The organism is Streptomyces sp. WAC 01529 (assembly GCF_003945545.1).
Taxonomy (GTDB): domain Bacteria; phylum Actinomycetota; class Actinomycetes; order Streptomycetales; family Streptomycetaceae; genus Streptomyces; species Streptomyces anatolicus.
Genome location: NZ_CP029617.1, coordinates 8,218,758 through 8,236,393 on the forward strand (window position 1 = coordinate 8,218,758; position 17,636 = coordinate 8,236,393).

The window sequence follows — 17,636 nt, forward strand, 5'->3', positions numbered from 1 at the left end:
GAGCCTCAACGGGCCTGACAGGGCGTGACGCGCGACTGCGGCACGTCTTGTGGGGCGGCGGGTCCGGCGGTTGGGCCCGTTGGGTCTAACGGGCCCAACCGGTGCTGATCAGCCTTCGGTATAGAGGGCGTTGAGCCCGGCCTGCCACGGGAAGGCGTCGATGTTGCCCTGCTTGGGCTTGTGCGGGGTGAAGCCGCCGTCGCCGAGCAGCACGGTGACACCGGCCTCGCGCAGGAAGTCGACGTGCCGGGCGACGGCCGGGTGGGCGGCCTGCGCGTCGTTGAAGTGGGGCAGGGCGACGATCTTCAGACCCAGTCCGATGCCCTCGGTGATCAGCCCGAGGGCGAGCGTGTCGGAGACGGCGGTCGCCCACTTCGCCAGGGTGTTGTTGGTGAGCGGGGCTACGAGGATCGCGTCCGGCGGGGGCAGCACGTCGGGCTGCGAGGGGAGCTTGTACTGCCACCGGACAGGGTGCCCGGTGAGTTCCTCCAGGGACTGGATCTCGCCCTCGGCGTCCTCGGTGAGCCACCGGTGGGCGGACGGGGTGAGGATCAGGCAGACGTCCCAGCCGACCCGCTGGGCGGCACGGATCGGGACTTCGAGGCGACGGGCCGGCGGGGCCGCGCAGGCGATCAGGTACAGGGTGGGGTTCGTGGTCACCCGCGCAGTCCACAGCGATCAGCCAGACCGCGCAAGCGCCCCTCGGCGCTGCCAACTCCCAGCAGGCGCAGGTCCTCCACGAGGTGCTTGGTGCGAGGTCGGCACACCACTTCCTCGGGGGCGAGTTCCTCCGCCTCCAGGAGCGTGTCGACGGCGTCCTCGCGTTGCCCGGCCTGCTTCTCGCCGATGGCGCGGTCGGTGAGCAGGTGGGCGCGGCGCTCGCGGGGGAGAGTGGCGAGGGAGGCGGCCGAGATGTCCGCCGCGACTGCCACGGCGTCGGCGCCCTCGCTCAACTGGACGTGGGCCGCGACCCGGTAGAGCGCGCAGTTGGTCGGGCCGAAGGATGTCCAGAGCAGGTTGTCGTCATGTCCGAGGCGTTCGGCGTGCTCGTCGGCCTGGTCGAGGAAGCCGGGTACCGCGCGGGCGAGTGCGTCCGGGCTGTGTTCGTCTGCTTCGGCGACCGCGGCCTGGGCCATCGCCGCCTTGAGGAACAACATGCCGAGCACGGAGAGCCCTTCGGGCCCGCACTGCACCAGGTCGCCCTGGAGCCGGTTGGCGGCCGCGGTGACGAACGTGACGGCGGCGGCCGCCTGGCCGTGAGCGGTCATCGCGTCCGCGAGGTGGCGGGCAGCGCTCGCCATGATGACCGGGTCTCCGGAGCGTTCGGCGGCCACAACCGCGCGCTGGCCGGCGGTGACGGCGAGTTCGCTGTCGCCCCACTTGATGGCGGCCGCCTCGGTCAGCTCCAGCGCCAGGGAGAGCTGCCGGTACGCCTCCAGCCGGTCATCTCCCTCGTGCAGCGCGGCGGCCCGGGTGGCGTCGACGAGCAACTTCGGGATCTGCGTGCCAAGCTTGGCGAAGTGCCCGGCCTGGAAGCCGGTGCGCGCGTACCAGAGGCTGCGCTGCAAGGCGGTGACGGGCACCGGCTCGGCGGAGGAGTCATCGCACCGGCCGGTGAGGACGTCGTGGCGCTGCAGGGCCGCGCGCACCGCGTCGATCTCCGACTCGGCGGGGCACAGGACCGCCGGGTCATACAGCAGCCGCTCCAGGGTGATCTCTAGGCGCAGGGCGATCTCGGTGGCCACCGACAGGTTCGGGTCGGCCTGGCGGCGCCCGCCCTCCAGTTCCTCCACCCATCGCAGGGAGCGGCGCATCAGGGCGGCGAACTCTTGCTGGGACAGGCGGCGGCGTCCTCGCCAGTGGGCGACGCGGCGGCCGAACTGGATACGGTCCATCGGGACTCCGAGACGGAGTTGAGAACCCACACACATCGTGTGGGCTACCTCGTGTATACCGCCCGTACGGTCCGGATATGGCCCAGTCCGCCAAGACCTCACCCCCGACGTGGCACCGGCTCGCACAGCCCTCCGACCGGCTCCGTGCGCAGTGGGTACATGGTGACGTCCGCACCCACTGGGCGGCGTGCGGCCAAACCTGGGACGCGGTGGCCATCTCCCCGTTAGCGCACGGCCTGGACGCGCTCGTCGCCATGCGGGTGAGCCCGCGCCGGGGCTATCCGGTGCTCGCCGACCATCTGCGCGACCAGCTGTATGTCCTGGTGCCTCCGGGCACCGGCCACGCGGCCTCCGGCCTGGCGTGCGCGTCCTCGGCGACGACTTCCAGCTCCTGATGCCCGCCGGCCAGCACGGCAGCCCCGTGGCGCACTGGGTCAGCCCGCCACGCCAGAACGCTCCGCCCCTGATCCGTCCCGACCGGCTCACCCACCACCTGCGAGCCCTGGCCCGCGACCACCAGAAGGCGGCCACCTCATGAGCAGCACTCACCACGTTCTGTACGACCCGGACGGAGGCCTCACGGCGGAGCTCCCGCCTGACCGCACGGTGCACGAGCAGGTGGTGCGCACGGCGCTGGCGTGGTCCTCCCCGCTCGACGTACCGGCCGCCGACGTCGCGGCCCTCGGTCACCTGCTCGCCGGAGCGGCGCAGGTGGTCGCCGACGAGGTGCGGCTCCGCGCGGACCGGCCTCCCGAGAATGACGGACGCCGGGTGCTCGCCGAGCTGATCCTGCAGGAGGCCGACAGCCGCCTGTCGCAGCCGTGCACGAGCCTGCACCGGGTGCACAACCGGGCCCGGCTGATCCGTGCGCTGTACGAACGCCTCGACCGCCTCAACACCGCGGTGCCCGTCGATGAGGCGGCGGTCGCGTCCCCCTGAGCCGTCTCCCGGCGCCTTCCCCCCGTGGGTCCGGGCGACGTCGAAGCCCCCGGCGGCTGCTCTTATACCGAGCACTGCCGGGGGCTTCTCCATGCCAATGTGGCGAGCGAGGCGCCGGGCCAGGGCCGTGGAGCCGCCGGCCTGCCGGTCAGACGGCGGCGCCGGGGTGTGCGGTTGTGCGGGCGTAGTGTTCGGCGATGTCGTCGCTGGTCGTGGTCCACACGCCGGGGTGGTTGACGACGTATTCGAGCGCTTGGTCCAGGTACTTCATCCGGAACGCCTGGCCGGTCACGAAGGGGTGCAGGGCCAGTGTCATCACGCGGCCGCTGTGCGCGGAATCCGCGTACAACTGGTCGAGCTGGTCCTTGACGATCCGCACGAAGTCGGGACCGCTGAGGGAGTGGGCGGTGAACAGCCCCAGGTCGTTGAGTTCGAGGGTGTAGGGGACGCTGAGGAGCCCCGGCACGTTCAACCGGAACGGCTGGTCATCGGCGGTCCAATCCAGCACATAGCGCAGGCCGAGTTCGGCGACCAGCGCCGGAGTCTGAAACGTCTCACTGAGCGCGGGTCCCATCCAGCCGCGGGGACGCTGCCCGGTCGCCTTCTCGATGGTCTCGACGACCTCGGTCAGGTAGGCGCGCTCATCCGCCTCGACCTCGGCCTGCACAGTGGAGTTGTTCTTGCCGTGCGCGAGCCAGGCCCAGTTACGCGCCCGGCCGGCCTCGATGATCTGCGGGTAGTGCTCGGCGACATCGGAGTTGAGCAGCACGCTCGGGCGCACACCGTGCCGGTCGAATGACTCGATCATCCGCCAGATCGCCACCCGGGGGCCGTAGTCGCGCCACCCGTGGTTCAGCGGATCAGGCACGAGCGCCGCAGTGCCCTGATTGATGCTGGTGGACGGCTTTCCCAGGACGAAGTGCTCCACGTTGAGGCCGACATAGAACGCCACCCGGGCGCCGTCGGGCCACTGGATTGGCGTGCGTTCCGTGATGGGGCTGTAGTCGTACAGGTCGTTGCGCATGAGATTCCCTTCGCAAGAACCGTCCGTGGGACGGCAGGGGTGCTGATCCGAGAGCCGATCCGTGTCGTGTCGCGAACCGATACGGATCGTGTCGCAATGTCGCGCCCGCGTCAACACGAACCGGTTCGTCTCCCCTGCGGTAGCGTGAGCGCGTCAACAACCATGGAGGCGACATGAGCACGACGCGTGCGCCCGACCCCGCCCGGCGCAACCCGCAAGCGACCGCGGCGATCCTCAAGGCCGCGCTCGACATGGCCCGCGAAATCGGCTTGGCGCGTGTCAGCATCGAGGGGATCGCGGCTCGCGCGGGCGTCGGCAAGCGAACCGTCTACCGCTGGTGGCCCTCCAAAGGCGCGGTCGTCCTTGACGCGTGGGCGCAACAGCTCGAAGAGCAACTGCACCGGCGCCTCGAAACCGTGCAGACCGGCGACTTCGAGGCCGACCTGAAACTGATGGTCAAAGACGCCTGGATCGACACGATCGGCGACACGCGCAGTGTGCTCGCCTCGATCGTCGCCGAGTCCCAGCACGACCCCGATCTCGCCTCGGAGTTCCGCAAACGTCTCATCGACCCCGCCAGCGCGCTGGTCGCCGAGCGCATCCGCCGTGCCCAGGCGGACGGACAGGTCGCCGCCGACATCGACCCGTACCGCGCGATCGAGCTGATCTATGCCCAGCTGTACTACCGGCTGCTCGTCGTGCGCGGCCCGAACGACGAGGCGTACGTCGAGGACGTCGTCGAGCTCGCCATACGCGGGCTCAGGCCCCCTCGTCAGGACGCGACGTGACTCAGCTACGCCAGAAAGCCGCCAGTGGATGATCTTGAAGTAGGAGAGTGCTGCATCCCAGCGGGCGCCACCCACACCGTGATGAGCGTCGTGATCGGCGACCCGGTGCCGTGCACCGCGGTCGCCGTGAACCTTCAGCAGCTGCGCGCGACACGCTTTACGGACGCCACCCGCGTCGGTGTAGTGCCGGCCGAGACGATGGCACGAATGGACCAGGCACTGCGCGCGGTTCTCGATCTATGAGGCGCAGCCGCACCTCAAATCCCGTCTTTGAACCTCTGTTGCTCTCGTACACGCGCCACGCCACCCGATTTCACTGGTATGGCGTGCATCACGCTGAGCACGTAAGCCCTGCTCCGTACGAGGGACACGGCGCTTGCCGACAGACCGCCTGTGGCAATCATTCCGATGGCATTGCCCAACGCGAAGAAGGTGCTTCATGCGTCGTCTGGTCGCTCTACTGCTGGGGGCAGTTGCACTGACTGCCGCCCTCTCTACTCCTGCCTCTGCTCTCTCCGCAGATCCACCGCCACCGCACCACGACCGGCCTCAGGGGGTAGCGCTGTATCCCTGGAACTGGATCGGTCCTCCCCCAGTCTGACCATCCAGGATCGGCTCCCCGAGCTACAGCAGAGCTCCGGCCGGTCCGTGAGGACCGACCGGAGCTGGGCTGACCCGGGGGACAGTCCCCCCGGATCGGCCACTGTGGGCGCATCGCTGGAAGCCTCCTCAGAAGCTATCGACGCCCCGGCCCAGCGTGATGCCGGGCCGGGGCGTCGGGGCGAGCCGGGGCTGTTACAGGTATTCGATCAGCCAGCTGGCCGGGTTGTCGTCCACCGAGTCGCCGGCGTTCTTCTTCATGCGGCCGATGGCGATCTTCATGGATCCCTGGGCGAGCTTCTCGGCGAGGCGGGGAGCGTTGTCCTGCACGTCCCGCACCTTGACGCCGCCCCAGGTCTTGCCGTCGTACACGCTCACACCCAGCTTGACGTCCCCCCAGGCGCAGCCGAAGCTGAGTCACAGGTCGCCCCACGCTCCGCCTTGGTTGGCCTGCGGGACGGACAAGAGGATCGTGTGCTTGTAGTGGATCAGCCCGCCGTTCTCGTAGAACGCGAAGCCATGGGGGATCTCGCCGTTCTGGAAGCTGGACATCTGCACTCCTTGTCTCGTCGGCGACCTGGCGCGGCTCGAAGAGCGGCGCCGGGCGCCGGAGGCTTGGTAGTACGCCTGCATTCAGCGGGCACCCCATGCTCCGTCCACCAGGCAGCCACCAGACTCCTCCATAAGGGCATTTGGCGCTATCCAGCCTAAGGCTGACGGACTTTCGCCTATCCGGGCCAGTACGGCATTCAACAAGAAAGCTGCCTATTAGGACATTTTTTCGTCCGCTACGTGACGTTGTGAACCTGCTGTAACGACCGCATCGGCAGGTCCAGCGGATAATCCTTGCGGACTGCCGTGTACAGATCGACCTTCGACTGCGAGTTACCCATCAGGCCCCAGCAGCGGCAGCACACCTCACAGTCCCACCGCAAGCCCCCGACTGACGTCAAAACAAACCGACATCGCGAACTCGGTCAGAATGCGACTCCCACACTCATCGCGAAACGACTCCCCAACTCACGTCCACAGCCAGCAGCTTGGCACCCCTTCCGCAGCATTCACTCATCTGTGCCCCGCAGTTCCCCGTGAGGACCATAGGTGAAGTACTGGCAGAAATTTTTGTGCCGAGGCTCACTCGGAAGCGTGCGGAAGGGACACTGATCCGCCCCGGGGCTGGGCAAAGCCGCGGGCCTTTGTCGGGGCGGTTCTGTCCGGTGTGGGCCGGTCTGGTGGCGAGTCCGGGGTGCTGTGGGGTCAGGGGGTTGTCAGCATGGGCAGGGTGGCGAGGTGTTCTTCGGGGATGGAGAAGGCTTCTGCGAGGGTCGGCAGACAGGGAGCGAGCCGGGCGGTGAGGGCGTGCTGGGCCTGGGGCAGTGCGCGGATTTGTTCGGCGCTGAGGGCGCCTTCGGCCAGGAGGAGTCCACTGTGGGATTGCACCTGGTTGAGGAGGAACAGGACGTACAGGTCGTTGAGGGCCGTCCGGGGGTGGGGGTCGGTGGTGCGGGTGAGGGCTGTGGCGAAGGCGTCGGCGGCCTGGCCGACGGTGTAGGCCTCGGCGAGGTTCAGGGCGGCGGCGGAGGCGTTGTTCCAGCGCGCGAGCGCGTCGCCGGGCTCACCGCGTCGCAGATCTTGCCGTGCGCTGGTGTGCCAGTAGTGCTCGGCGGTGGTGATGCATCGGCGTAGGAAGTCGGGGTCGTTGAGGCTCTCGTGGCCGGTTGCCTTCGGGGGCTGTGAGGCGCGAGTGTGCCCGAAGATCATTTCGGCTGCGGCCTTGCACCAGATCGCGAGGTTGTCTCCCTCCGCGGTGATCGCTCCGTCCGCGTTGGCGGGATACTCCGCCAGCCCGTTCACCGGGAACAGGGCGCGGGCGCCGCAACGCTCCCGGCTCTCGATCATGATCTCCCGGGCCTGCCAGGTGATCCACCCCTTGGCCAGGGCCACGAGCCGCTCGCTCTCGGCTCGTTCCCCGGGCCGGTGGGTCATCCAGCGTTCGGTGACCATGCGGTGGAGGAAGGTCATGGCGTAGGCGGTGGCCACCCGCTCCAGCAGGCGGGAGTGGTGACTGCGGTGCGCGGCCAGCGGGACGCGCTGTCCGGCCGCCGGGCCGGAGATGTGACGGGTGTACGCGTAGCGGACAGCGATCGCCAGCGCCGCCCGGCTACCGCCGACGGCGCTCGCGCTCATGCACAGCTTTCCGACCGTCACCCGGGCGATCGCATGCAGGAACCGCTTGCGCGCACTGCCCACGGTGCTGGTGAAGCTGCCATCCGGCAGCAGCCGTCCGTGCTCGCCCTGGATGAGTGCGGTCCGCGGCAGGCGCACCTGGTCGAAACTGGTGGTGCAGTGGTCCACCGGGCTGCCGACGCGTTCGGGCAGTACGGTCACGGTGACACCCGGCAGAGTTCCGTGCTCGTCGCTCAGCGGGACGAGGAACAGGAAGACGCCCTGGTCCTGTCCGTCGGCCAGCAACCGGGCCGCCACCACCGCGCTCTTGGGCCCACCGGCCTCGCTGGTGTTGGGCATGTACTTCTGCGCCCCCTCGTTCGGGGTGTGCAGCACGAACTCCTCGCGCTGACGGTCGTAGCGGGCCCAGGTTTCCAGTGCGGCCGCATCGTTGCCATGAGCGCGCTCGGTGCACAGGAACGTGCCGGTGCGGGCCAGGGAGGTAAACGCGCGGAGGTCACGCGGCGGTGAAAGGCGGTCGTCGAGCAGGCTCCCGAGGAAGAGGTTGTAGTGGATGCCCGCCACCGTCGCCGTCGCACCGTCCACCACCGCGGTCCACTCGTGCAGAGCGGCCAGTGCCCGCGGATCCTGAACCAGGGCTTCAGGGCAGAGGAGTTCATCATTGAGCGCGTGCAGCCGGTCATAGGAGAGCTGCCACCGCTCTTCGGTGCCGGCATTGCCGCGGTGACGGAACAGGCCGGCCGAGATGGCCTTGCGCCATATCCCGTGGGCGTCAGCGCCCTCGGGCCTCTCAGTAAAGAGAGCTTCGGTGAGCCGGGCGCTGTCGAGGTCCGGGTGGGAGCCGGCTGCGGAATGAAGGTGAGTCGTCATGTCCGGGCCAACGCCCCAGGCCGGTGAAGGGACACCACCCCGGACACAAAGATTGATCAAAAGCGAGCGTAGAGAGGGGCAGCTGCGTCCTGGCCGGAGGGAAGGGAGCAGGTGCTCGGCCGCAGGGAGGCGGCTTTTTTGACTCTCGGACGCGTAGCCCATTCTGGCGTTGGTGACGCCCTTGAACTCCCCTGCTTCTCGGACCGATCACATTAGTTGGGGCGCATTTGGCCATGTTCTGCGCGCAAGGGCTACTTCGTGGCCTGGAGTACTTCTTCGGCGAGGATGCGCCCTTGCCGCGTGCCGTCGCACCCGTGAAGGATGACGGTTGCTGAGCACAGGCTGGCGTCGCGTCTTGGTTTCCAGCCGCCGTCCGGCAAACGTGCTGCCTGCCGTAGGGAAGAAGCGGAAATCGCTTCGTCACCGCCGGGATGAGCAGCAGGAAGACGCCCGGTTCCGCCGCATCGCCGGGCGGCAAGCCGAGGGCATGGTCAGGGCCCCTGTATTGCGTGCAGTCACGAGCAAAGGGAGTAGCGCATGTCTTTGCCCCCTCAACAAAACGTTCCCGATCTGGAAGCCGGCGGGGCGGCAGCGAGCGTCGAGTACCCACCCGATGGCCAGCGGTACAACCAGCCGTTGTCCATCAGCATCCAGGCCCCGCCCTACACCCGTATCACCGGGCTGGACCTCCATAACCAGCAGATGTCGAGCAGCGACATTGTTGCCCCGGACGGCAAATCCGCCTCCGCCACAAGCTCGACCAGCCTGTTCGACTTCCGCCTTCCTCACATCGTGTACGTCGTCGCCGACATCGACGCTCCCCTGGCAGGAGGCACCTTCAGCGGGAGCTACACGATGAACGGGGTAACGCAGCCGCTCACCGTCACCATCAGGCCCGGCATCCAGGGCGTCATCGCGGGCAACCTGCGCAACACCAGCCCCCCGGGCGGAGGCGTACGCGTGCTCGCCGTGGACCCCGGCAGCCGCACCCTTGCCGCGGGCCTCCAGCCCGGTGATCTCATCATCGAGGTCAACGGCATGCTCACCCCCACCGTCAACGACCTCGACGATGTGCTGCGCGGCAAGCGCCAGGGCGTCACGTGCGATGTCACCGTCCGGCGCGGCGGCCAGCTCGTGACCCTGCAGATCCCGCTCGACCCGGAACCGTAGGACCCCGTTCCTCCCCGGCGGCTGCCGCATGGCGGATGCATTGGGAGAACATCGGGGGGAAAGCTGAGGGGGGAGGACGGCTTGCTGCCAGGCATCAGTTCCTCAACGTGCGGTGACGAGAGGCGGGTTAGCGTCCCCTCCGCATGAGGGGGCCGAATGAGTCCCGCACTGTCCCTCGAAGAGCTGCGCCGCCGATGTATGAGCGTCGCCGACCGGCTTTGGGGTGGCGCCCGCGCGCCTGCCGCTGCGCCCTTCAGCGCCGCACCCTGGCATCCGGCCCTCCGCCTGGCAGCCTTCTCGTCCGGCACCAACCCGTCCGTGAGCCAGCGGCAGGGGTGTTGCGGTGCCTGACGACCGCCAGCTGGAAGGGTGTGGGCCTTCACGCGCCCGGACAGTCAAGGGCGGGGCAGACGATCGTGTCGAGCGTGGCCGGCGTACGCGCCCCCGCTCTCAGGCTCATGGTCACCGTCAGTATCAGCATGTGCCACGGAGATCGATCTTCCGATGGCTAGCTTCACTGCGCACGGCGCTTCCAGATTTGGGAGCGTTTCACCGCCTTTATCAAGGATCTGGTCGTTCGTGTCGGGATCGCCTTTTACCGCTGAGCAGCGCTTGGAGCGCCTGAATGCTTCACTGTCCGGAACGCCCCGGGTCCAGGGTGAGGAGAGCCGGGGCGAGCGCCGACTGAGGATGAACCGCTCGTCGAACCTGCTGGTCGGGGTGCTGCTGCACGCCGCCGCCCGCCAGGACGCGGGTCTGGCCCTGACTGACCTGGAACAGCGCCTGATCAAGACCGCCACCACGCTCCTGCCGGAAAAGGAACTGCCCGCCTTCGGCCAGGCGTACCGCGACGCCTGCGCCCGTGGCCCGGTCTCGGTGCTCCCCGAGGCAATCACGAGCCGGCCGCTGGAGAGCGGGTTCAGCAAGGCAGACCTGAAGGCCGCGTTGCCTGCCCTGGCCGAGGAGATCTGCGCCCAGCCCAACGTCCGAATCATCGATGTCAGCAAGCACGACATGGCAGACAGCGAGGAGTTCGCAGCAGCACTGGGCGAGTACGGACGGGGCGTCACCATCCTGACCGGCCCGCGCCCGGCCGGCGACACCCAGGGCGTGCTGAACGAAGTACGGGTGCGGATGCAGAAGTTCGACTGTCTGAAGGAATCGGGAGAAATCTCCGGGAGCGACGAGATCTACTGGGCAGTGAGCGCAGGCAGCGACCAGCACATCGCGAAGTCGTTCAAGACCCGCAAGTACGGAGACATCGACGTCAACGACTACCCCACGGTGTTCGACTACGACTTCAACGCCCGCCAGACGTACGCGTACAGCGGCCCCGTCGACCAGCACCTGTCGGTCGAGTTCCAGTGCTGGGAACAGGACGACAGCCCTGGCGGCTTCTACGACGACCTGCGAGGAGCTCTCGCCGACTTCGCCGAGTACGCCGTGGACGCGTCCGCCGACATGACCGCAGCCGGTGGCGACGGAGCGGAGAAGGCCGCCGACTGGGCAGCCCTGCTCGGCATCGCAGCCGGCCTGCTCAACGCCATCCTGGGATGGGTCACCAACGACGACGACCTGGTGTGTGAGAGGACCATCGGCTTCGACCGCGCCGCCCTGTACGCGATGCGCGACCGGCCCGACAGCAAGAACTTCTGGCACTTCAACGGTGGCGGGGTTGGCTACCACTACCTCTACCTGACCACCAACGACTTCTGACCCACAGAACCACGCCCGGCGGCACAGAGCCCAGCCCCTGTGTCGCCGCTGCGCCCACCCCCGGGCCGCAGCCACGCCCGAGACCCTCAGGCGACCCGCCGCCTCGTTCCTGAATCAGAACAACCAGGCAAGGCGCGGCATCAAAGTGCGCAGAACGGGATGAAACACCGGAAGAAAACGACCTCTAAGAAGCCCGGGCGATGGGTAGTGCTGTGTGTGCCGGAGCCCAGCACAGGGGCTGCGGTCGGCGTGGGATGGCCGCGTCGTGGCACGGCATAAGGGATACGGACTGATGGCTTCGGGCACCGTGAAGTGGTTCAACTCCGAGAAGGGCTTCGGTTTCATCGAGCAGGACGGTGGAGGGCCGGACGTGTTCGTCCACTACTCGGCAATCTCCGCGAGTGGGTACCGGGAGCTGACCGAGGGCCAGAAGGTCTCGTTCGACGTCACGCAGGGCCCGAAGGGCCCGCAAGCCGAGAACGTCAACCCCGCATAGCCGGAACGCACACGGCGAACCCTGAGCCCGGCCCACTCTGCCGGGCTCAGTTCGCCAGCCGAATGCCGCTACCTCCGGACATGCTCGAATTCGGCTGACCACACAGCAGCGGGGACGCACCGGCGCCGACGCCACACAGGCCACAGGGGAGCGGCCCAACCTGCGTGGGGCTCCGCGCCAGCCCGCCGGCCGACCTCGGTCTCGTGCGAGGCGGACACGGCTGATGCCAGGCGCATCCGCATCGCCCAGAACGGTGCCGCACGTCCTCTCACACATTGCCTAGTTGGCAGGGCATGACGACGTACTGCATTGCTCCTCGGTCTGTCCCGAGCGGACGGCACAATCCCTACTGGACGCGGCCGAGCTGCAGCGCCTGGTCCTCGCGGCGGTGGAGCGGCACGTCGACCGCCAGGCGCTCGCGCAGGTGGTGGCGGAGGAGGCGCGGCAGCGTGCCGCGCTGTCGGCCTTTGTGTCTGGGTGGCCCGGGGCGAGGGTGCCCGGAGGCGAGGGGCGGTGACCGCGGCCGCCTGAGTGTGCCCGGCGGCAGCATCGGCTTCGGGGATGGGCACCGCCGGGCCCACCCAGGGTGGCATGAGGCACTGACAATCTCCTTGGCGCGACCGGAGTATCAGCACACGCGCCGCATCCGCTACGGCCGCACGCTGGTCGCATGGCTTCTGATCGCCCGGTCGTCGTGTATCCGCCCGATGAGGAGGGCGGCCGCCGCGTGCGGGTCGACGGGCAGATCTCCGGCCGCGCGTACAGCGTCCGGGACATCGCGGCGTTCATGCAGGAGGCCGGGCTTCAGGACTTCGACGAAATGGATGTGGTCCGCACCTCGTTGATCGAGTGGCGCGGTGGCGGGCCCGACGTGTGGGCGCGCTGAGCGTGGAGTACCCCGTCGCGGTCGCGCTCGCCGAGTCCGTCACCGTCCTGCCGCGCGGCCCGGGCTGGTGGTACGAGCCCAAGTTCGACGGGCACCGCCTCGTGATGCACCGCACCGCAGACACCACGCGCTGCCACACCCGGTCGGGGCACACCGTCACCTCCGCATGGATGGACCTTGCCGTGGCCAGCCAGGCGGTGCTGCGCCCCGGGACGGTCCTGGACGGCGAGGCGGTCGTATGGGTGAACGGGCAGTTGTCCTTCTCGGCTGCGCAGGCCCGCGGCAACTCCACCGCGCGCCGCTCGGCCGCCCTCAGCGGCGGAGTACCCGGCGAACTACGTCGTGTGGGACTGCCTCCAGGTAGACGGTGTCGACCTGCGCGGACGGCCGTACACGGAGAGAAGGGCCGCGCTCCTTCAGGTGCTTGACGGTGTGCCGCCGCCGATCCAGGCGACGCCGGCGAGCGACGATGCGGACGTCGCGCTCGCCTGGTACGAGCACCTGCCCGCTCAGGGTCTGGAGGGTGTGGTCGCCAAGCGGGCGACGAGCGTGTACCGGGCCGGGCGGATCTGGGCCAAGCTGCGGCACGCGGAGACGGTGGACGCGGACGTCGTCGGCTACGTCGGGTCCACCGCCCGCCCGCACCGCGTGGCCGTACGGCTGCCGGACGGGCGCCGCGTGCTGTCGCGGGCCCTGACCGCGCCGCTGTCCGCTGCTCTCGCCCGCTTCATTGCCGCCGCCGGGCCCGGGCAGCGCGCCCACACCGACGACGGCGAGCGGTACACCACCACCGAGGGCCTGGTCGTGGAAGTGGAGGCCGGCACCACCCGGCACGCCACCGTCTCGGTCACACGCATCCGCTGACCGGGGCCGGACAGAATCACCCTGTCCGGCCCTACTGCTGGCTCCCGGTCGCTCACCGGCTGAGGCGGATGCGCGGCCCCCCCAACGAACTGCAGGTCGTCCAGAGTCTGCGGTACACCTGACGGCATGAAGCTGAAAGACCTCAGCCCCCTGATGAAGCGCCGCCGAGCTGGCGGTCTCAGCTACGGCTACGACCGCTTCCGCATCGACCCGGCCGTGGCCCCGCTTCAGTGGCCGGACGACGTCCTGGAACAGTTCCTCTACGACTTCGGCGACAACGACCACTTCGTAACCGACTACGGCAGCATCGACCTGCGCGAGATCACCTGGCGGCTCGAGACGATCCCGGCCGCGGACTTCCACGGGGTGCCGACCGGAGCCTCCGACGACGGCTGCATCGAGGAGTACGCCAAGAACCCCGCGTACTGGGTCGACGTCCGCCCCCGCGAAGTCGGCCTGCACTGGGAAGAGCACGGGACGTGGCTACGCCCGCCGCTCCTGATCGACCGGTGCTTCCTGGACCCGTCGGGCAGCGGGCTGCAGGTCGTGGAGGGCCGCACCCGAGTCGGCGTCCTGCGCGGCCGCGTGCGCGAAGGACTGCACGTCGCTCCCGCCCACCAGGCGTGGGTGGCGCGTCCGTGAGAATCTGCCCCGTCTCGCTGCGTACGCTGCGGGCATCGAGGTGTTTCGAGGAAGAGCTGCGGATGACTGAGAAGGCGTCTGTGCCCGGGCCGCGCCGGGACCTGGCGATGCACAACGACTGGTGGGTGTCGGGCTGGGAGTACGTCCTGCCCCGCCAGGGCTTCCCGCTGACCATGCTGATCGGGACCGCGAGTCAGCCAGGCTTCACCGGCTCCCTGGACGACCTCCTGCAAGAGATCTTCGACGGCCGCTGGGACATGATCGGCGGCAACCTCGACAGTCCCCTCACCTTCTCCTGGCCCGATGAGGAATGGGACTACGAGGCCGCGCCGGAGGGCCGCGAGGCATGCGAGGCGGCCCGCTGGGAGCAGTTCAGCACCCTGCTGACGACAGCCGGCTTCCCGGTACCCACCACCGTGCGAGACCTGTCCGAGCTCTACCTGACGTGGGGCCTGGCCCGCCGCGCAGAGACGCCGGACGGCACCCGATGGTCCATGCCCGCCGTGCTGCCGCTGCCCGGCGACCTGCTGCCCCTGGACCCCGAACTCACTCAGCGCCTCGACGGGATCCGCTGGACGATGCCCACCGGCCCGCTCCTGGACACCCTCATCGACCACCTGGTCAACGATCTGGGTGAACCGGCAGAGACCCTCACCTCCCTGGAGCGGCTGGCGGCAGCCACGGGCCAGAACGTCGACGACGTCCGGCTCGCTCTTGCGGAACTCGTGACATCCGGCGATGCCCGTGTCCAGCGCGGCGAGGAGCCGGCCGACGCGGAGCGCCTGGAGGCCCACCGCCGCTTCCGCCTGGTCATGGACTGGGAGCACTTCCACAACAACCGCATCCAGGTGAGCCGCGGGTGACCGAGGCCGCGCACGGCACCGCGGGGACAAGCGACACACGTCTGATCGTGCTCCGCGGCAACAGCGCCTCGGGCAAGTCGTCCGTCGCGGCCGGCCTGCGCGAGAGGTTCGGCCGCAACCTCGCCATCGTCGCCCAGGACAACCTCCGCCGGATCGTGCTGCGCGAACGCGACCGGCCCGGCGGTGCCAATATCGGCCTGATCGACCTGACCGCCCGCTATGCCCTCGACAACGGCTTCCACGTCGTCCTGGAGGGCATCCTGTACGCCGACCGCTACGGCACGATGCTCCAGGACCTGGTGCGCGCCCATCAGGGCGTCACACGGTGCTACTACCTCCACGTGCCCTTCGAGGAGACGGTGCTCCGGCACGCGACGAAGCCGGATGCCGAGTACCTTGCGCACGTCAACGAGGGCCACCTACGCGACTGGTACCGAGACAAGGACCTGCTCCCCGACGGCCTGGAGACCGTCATCGACGCGGCCAGCACCCTGGACGACACGGTCCAACAGATCCTCTCCGAGAGCGGCCTGGACGGCATTCCCCCGATCGACCGCTGAGGGACGCCACCGCGCAGGTACGGTCAGCTTCACGGCAGGCAAGAGGGCACACACCACCGGACCCAGGGGGGCCAATGGGCGTGGAGAACGGACCGCAGAGCATCCCGTGGGGCGGCGAGTGGCGACGACATCTCCGCTCCGATGCCGAGATGGATCTCGTGCGTTCGTGGATGCGCCGTGTCGAATGCCCGACCTGCAAGGCGGCCGCAGGGCAGGCCTGCCGCACCAAGGGCGGCCGCCCGACCAACGAACACCGTGCACGCCGTGACGCCGTCGGCCCCATCCCGTACGAGGAGTGGCGGAGGGAGGGCCTCATTCCTGAGCAGCGGACGTACACGATTCCGGTCGTGCTCAAGGAGTCGGAGAAGGCCCGCGCCGTCTTCAACGTGGACACCGCCCTGGCCGACGGTGTGGCGGTCGTCCGTATGTTCCTCGCCGACCGGCTCGGGTTGTTGCTCCAGGGCGAGGAGGCCATGGACCGCATCGACGACGCCGTGCGCAAACTGATCGAGGTCCGCGGCCCGGTGGGGACGGCCGACGTGGTCACTGTCCTCGCCAGCCAAGTCGCCTCGCTGCTGGCTGCGAGCGCCGGCCCCGACGGCGATCCGGAGGCCCTGTTCGACACGGTGATCCGAGCGCAGATCGACACGGCCCGCACGATGCAGAAGATCCAGAGGGAGCGCGCCGAGGGTTGACCCGGCCGGCTCGCTACGCCTGGCCCTGCTCCTGGGTTTCACCGGCAGCGGCGTAGCGGGTGAGGTCGACACCGGCCGAGCGGGCTTCCTTAAGCCGGATGGACACCAGACCGGCGGAAACATTCAGCTCGCGCGCGATCTCGTAACCCTTCAGCCCCTGCCGGTGCAGCTTGACGATCTGGTCCCGACGTTGCCGGGAGCGGCCCTCGTACGCCGCGCGTTCCTCAGCGACCATGCGCACCACCGTCCGCGGGGACACTCCGAACCGGTCCGCAAGTTCACGGGCCGTCACGGTACGGCGCTCCCGGCTGGGTTCCTGCGTCACGACGTCCCCCTCATGTACTCCAGCATCGCTGCGGCGCGCTCGTCCCGGCGCGCAGCTCGTACTTGCCCGGAAGCCTTCCCGCCCTTGGCGCCGCCCTTCTTGCCGCGGGCGGACTGGATGGCGACGAAGGTGGCCTCGTAGACAGCTGCGCCGTCCTTCCACATCCTCGACTTGGTCGTGATCCACCGATGGATGCTGTTGGCGATCCCACGCGCCTCCACCGCCGGCAGCGGCTCCGCGAACTGGGCGTTCCGGGTGTTCACTTCCGCATGGATCGCGGCGTGCAGGGTGTCAGGGCTGCCGAAGTGGTGGCGTACCTCGCGGTACGCCCAGGTCCGTGCCGTCTCGAAGATCGAGCAGTTGCGCCCCAGCCCGGTGATGTTGGTGCGGAACCGCTTGGTCTCACGCCAGCGCGAAGGCGGCATGTAGCCGTCCAGCGCCTCCTCCAGGCCGCCGAGCGTGTGGAGTCCGCCGTGGAGCCACTCGGTGCTCCAGTCCGTGTGCAGCGGGTTCTTCGTCATCAGCCCCGAGTACGCCGCATCGCCGTCCAGCGCGCGACGCAGGCCCTCGGTGACGGCGGCGGCGTAGGCCAGTGGTTTGCGCCGGGCGTACTCGGTCCGCGTCACCGCCTCCAGCGCCCACACCGCATGAGCATGCCCATTCACCGGGTTCTCCACGACCGCGTTCGGCACCGGATGCGACCCCACCGACGACACCGCCCGCAGCACCGCATCCGAGTGGTCCACATCCACGACGAGAAGATTGCTCACCGCCGACGCGTTCGCCTCCACGTACCGACGCGTCATCGCCACCGGCCGCCGCTCCCGCCGGATCCCCTCCTGCAGCCGGTTCGTCGCATACGGCCGCAACGGCAGCCACAACTCGTCCCGCTGTGCCACCGGCAACTCCACACTCATGCGCTGATCATCCCGGTCCGGTCGAGCGGGGAGGTACGGACACGCCGCAAGATTCAAAGTGAGTCACGAAAGCCAAGTCAGATGGTTCCCGCCCACCCGCCGCTCGTTCGCGCTGGAAGTCTTCAAAGTACGCCACGAAGACCAAGTCAGATGGTTCAGCTCCCCCTGCCGGGAACCACGACCTACCCCCGACTCCCTG

The 17,636-nt window shown here is 68.8% G+C and carries 24 protein-coding genes; 16 read left to right on the plus strand and 8 right to left on the minus strand.

Features of this window, described 5'->3' with window-relative positions:
- Positions 1-108 precede the first annotated feature (108 nt).
- A complete protein-coding gene (locus DMA15_RS36215) occupies positions 109-660 on the minus strand; it encodes a flavoprotein (protein WP_125517058.1) in 552 nt (183 codons plus the stop codon).
- Positions 657-1,895, minus strand: a complete 1,239-nt coding sequence (locus tag DMA15_RS36220) for a helix-turn-helix domain-containing protein (RefSeq protein WP_125517060.1) — start codon at positions 1,893-1,895, stop codon at positions 657-659. The genes DMA15_RS36215 and DMA15_RS36220 overlap by 4 nt, the downstream gene beginning before the upstream one ends.
- A 77-nt stretch (positions 1,896-1,972) precedes the next feature.
- Here DMA15_RS36220 and DMA15_RS36225 point away from each other — a divergent pair, with 77 nt between their 5' ends.
- Genes DMA15_RS36225 through DMA15_RS36230 form a run of 3 tightly spaced genes read left to right on the plus strand, consistent with a single transcriptional unit; the run spans position 1,973 to position 2,834 of the window.
- Positions 1,973-2,290 carry a hypothetical protein gene (locus tag DMA15_RS36225; protein WP_240660130.1) on the plus strand — a complete coding sequence of 106 codons (318 nt, stop codon included), beginning with the start codon at positions 1,973-1,975 and terminating at the stop codon, positions 2,288-2,290.
- Positions 2,290-2,433 (plus strand): hypothetical protein, encoded by a 144-nt coding sequence (locus DMA15_RS37840; RefSeq protein WP_240660131.1) that lies wholly within the window; start codon positions 2,290-2,292, stop codon positions 2,431-2,433. Before DMA15_RS36225 ends, DMA15_RS37840 begins: the two co-directional genes overlap by 1 nt.
- Positions 2,430-2,834 carry a restriction endonuclease gene (locus tag DMA15_RS36230; protein ID WP_125517061.1) on the plus strand — a complete coding sequence of 135 codons (405 nt, stop codon included), beginning with the start codon at positions 2,430-2,432 and terminating at the stop codon, positions 2,832-2,834. The genes DMA15_RS37840 and DMA15_RS36230 overlap by 4 nt, the downstream gene beginning before the upstream one ends.
- 148 nt (positions 2,835-2,982) lie before the next feature.
- Here DMA15_RS36230 and DMA15_RS36235 read toward each other — a convergent pair whose 3' ends face one another.
- Positions 2,983-3,858 carry a polysaccharide deacetylase family protein gene (locus DMA15_RS36235; RefSeq protein ID WP_125517063.1) on the minus strand — a complete coding sequence of 292 codons (876 nt, stop codon included), beginning with the start codon at positions 3,856-3,858 and terminating at the stop codon, positions 2,983-2,985.
- 173 nt (positions 3,859-4,031) lie between these two features.
- On the opposite strand from DMA15_RS36235, the gene DMA15_RS36240 reads away from it, so the two are divergent.
- Both DMA15_RS36240 and DMA15_RS36245 read left to right on the plus strand, forming a co-directional pair.
- Positions 4,032-4,646, plus strand: coding sequence for a TetR/AcrR family transcriptional regulator (locus tag DMA15_RS36240; protein ID WP_125517065.1), 615 nt, complete (start codon positions 4,032-4,034; stop codon positions 4,644-4,646).
- Between the two features lie 81 nt (positions 4,647-4,727).
- On the plus strand, positions 4,728-4,889 hold the full coding sequence (locus DMA15_RS36245) for a hypothetical protein (RefSeq protein WP_240660132.1): 162 nt from the start codon (positions 4,728-4,730) through the stop codon (positions 4,887-4,889).
- 552 nt (positions 4,890-5,441) lie between these two features.
- Here the strand turns inward: DMA15_RS36245 and DMA15_RS36250 are convergent.
- The 3 genes from DMA15_RS36250 to DMA15_RS36255 all read right to left on the minus strand — a co-directional run bounded on the left by DMA15_RS36250 (position 5,442) and on the right by DMA15_RS36255 (position 8,303).
- A complete protein-coding gene (locus tag DMA15_RS36250; RefSeq protein WP_125517067.1) occupies positions 5,442-5,624 on the minus strand; it encodes a hypothetical protein in 183 nt (60 codons plus the stop codon).
- A gap of 39 nt (positions 5,625-5,663) precedes the next feature.
- On the minus strand, positions 5,664-5,798 hold the full coding sequence (locus DMA15_RS38105) for a hypothetical protein (RefSeq protein WP_276314385.1): 135 nt from the start codon (positions 5,796-5,798) through the stop codon (positions 5,664-5,666).
- A 705-nt stretch (positions 5,799-6,503) separates the two neighbouring features.
- A complete protein-coding gene (locus DMA15_RS36255) occupies positions 6,504-8,303 on the minus strand; it encodes an acyl-CoA dehydrogenase (protein ID WP_125517069.1) in 1,800 nt (599 codons plus the stop codon).
- A gap of 636 nt (positions 8,304-8,939) precedes the next feature.
- On the opposite strand from DMA15_RS36255, the gene DMA15_RS36260 reads away from it, so the two are divergent.
- The 11 genes from DMA15_RS36260 (at position 8,940) to DMA15_RS36305 (ending at position 16,195) form a co-directional block, all read left to right on the plus strand.
- Entirely contained in the window at positions 8,940-9,473 is a 534-nt protein-coding gene (locus tag DMA15_RS36260; protein WP_240660133.1) for a PDZ domain-containing protein, read from the plus strand.
- A 690-nt stretch (positions 9,474-10,163) separates the two neighbouring features.
- Positions 10,164-11,189 carry a hypothetical protein gene (locus DMA15_RS36265; protein ID WP_125517073.1) on the plus strand — a complete coding sequence of 342 codons (1,026 nt, stop codon included), beginning with the start codon at positions 10,164-10,166 and terminating at the stop codon, positions 11,187-11,189.
- A 292-nt stretch (positions 11,190-11,481) separates the two neighbouring features.
- A complete protein-coding gene (locus DMA15_RS36270; RefSeq protein ID WP_125517074.1) occupies positions 11,482-11,685 on the plus strand; it encodes a cold-shock protein in 204 nt (67 codons plus the stop codon).
- A 283-nt stretch (positions 11,686-11,968) separates the two neighbouring features.
- Complete coding sequence (locus DMA15_RS36275; protein ID WP_164551912.1) at positions 11,969-12,202, plus strand: hypothetical protein; 234 nt, start codon at positions 11,969-11,971, stop codon at positions 12,200-12,202.
- A gap of 153 nt (positions 12,203-12,355) precedes the next feature.
- On the plus strand, positions 12,356-12,571 hold the full coding sequence (locus DMA15_RS36280; RefSeq protein WP_125517077.1) for a hypothetical protein: 216 nt from the start codon (positions 12,356-12,358) through the stop codon (positions 12,569-12,571).
- Positions 12,572-12,573: 2 nt separating this feature from the next.
- On the plus strand, positions 12,574-12,999 hold the full coding sequence (locus DMA15_RS38110) for a hypothetical protein (RefSeq protein WP_276314386.1): 426 nt from the start codon (positions 12,574-12,576) through the stop codon (positions 12,997-12,999).
- Complete coding sequence (locus tag DMA15_RS36285) at positions 12,914-13,435, plus strand: ATP-dependent DNA ligase (protein WP_276314387.1); 522 nt, start codon at positions 12,914-12,916, stop codon at positions 13,433-13,435. Before DMA15_RS38110 ends, DMA15_RS36285 begins: the two co-directional genes overlap by 86 nt.
- Positions 13,436-13,561: 126 nt before the next feature.
- On the plus strand, positions 13,562-14,077 hold the full coding sequence (locus DMA15_RS36290; protein ID WP_125517079.1) for a hypothetical protein: 516 nt from the start codon (positions 13,562-13,564) through the stop codon (positions 14,075-14,077).
- A gap of 62 nt (positions 14,078-14,139) precedes the next feature.
- A complete protein-coding gene (locus DMA15_RS36295; protein WP_125517081.1) occupies positions 14,140-14,940 on the plus strand; it encodes a DUF6042 family protein in 801 nt (266 codons plus the stop codon).
- Positions 14,937-15,500 carry an AAA family ATPase gene (locus DMA15_RS36300; protein WP_125517084.1) on the plus strand — a complete coding sequence of 188 codons (564 nt, stop codon included), beginning with the start codon at positions 14,937-14,939 and terminating at the stop codon, positions 15,498-15,500. The genes DMA15_RS36295 and DMA15_RS36300 overlap by 4 nt, the downstream gene beginning before the upstream one ends.
- 149 nt (positions 15,501-15,649) lie before the next feature.
- Complete coding sequence (locus DMA15_RS36305; protein WP_240660134.1) at positions 15,650-16,195, plus strand: hypothetical protein; 546 nt, start codon at positions 15,650-15,652, stop codon at positions 16,193-16,195.
- 13 nt (positions 16,196-16,208) lie between these two features.
- Here the strand turns inward: DMA15_RS36305 and DMA15_RS36940 are convergent, their stop codons facing one another.
- On the minus strand, positions 16,209-16,520 hold the full coding sequence (locus DMA15_RS36940; protein ID WP_164551913.1) for an HTH domain-containing protein: 312 nt from the start codon (positions 16,518-16,520) through the stop codon (positions 16,209-16,211).
- Positions 16,517-17,437: a replication initiation protein gene (locus DMA15_RS36315; RefSeq protein WP_125517090.1), complete on the minus strand. Its 921-nt coding sequence runs from the start codon at positions 17,435-17,437 to the stop codon at positions 16,517-16,519. Before DMA15_RS36315 ends, DMA15_RS36940 begins: the two co-directional genes overlap by 4 nt.
- Positions 17,438-17,636: the final 199 nt, after the last annotated feature.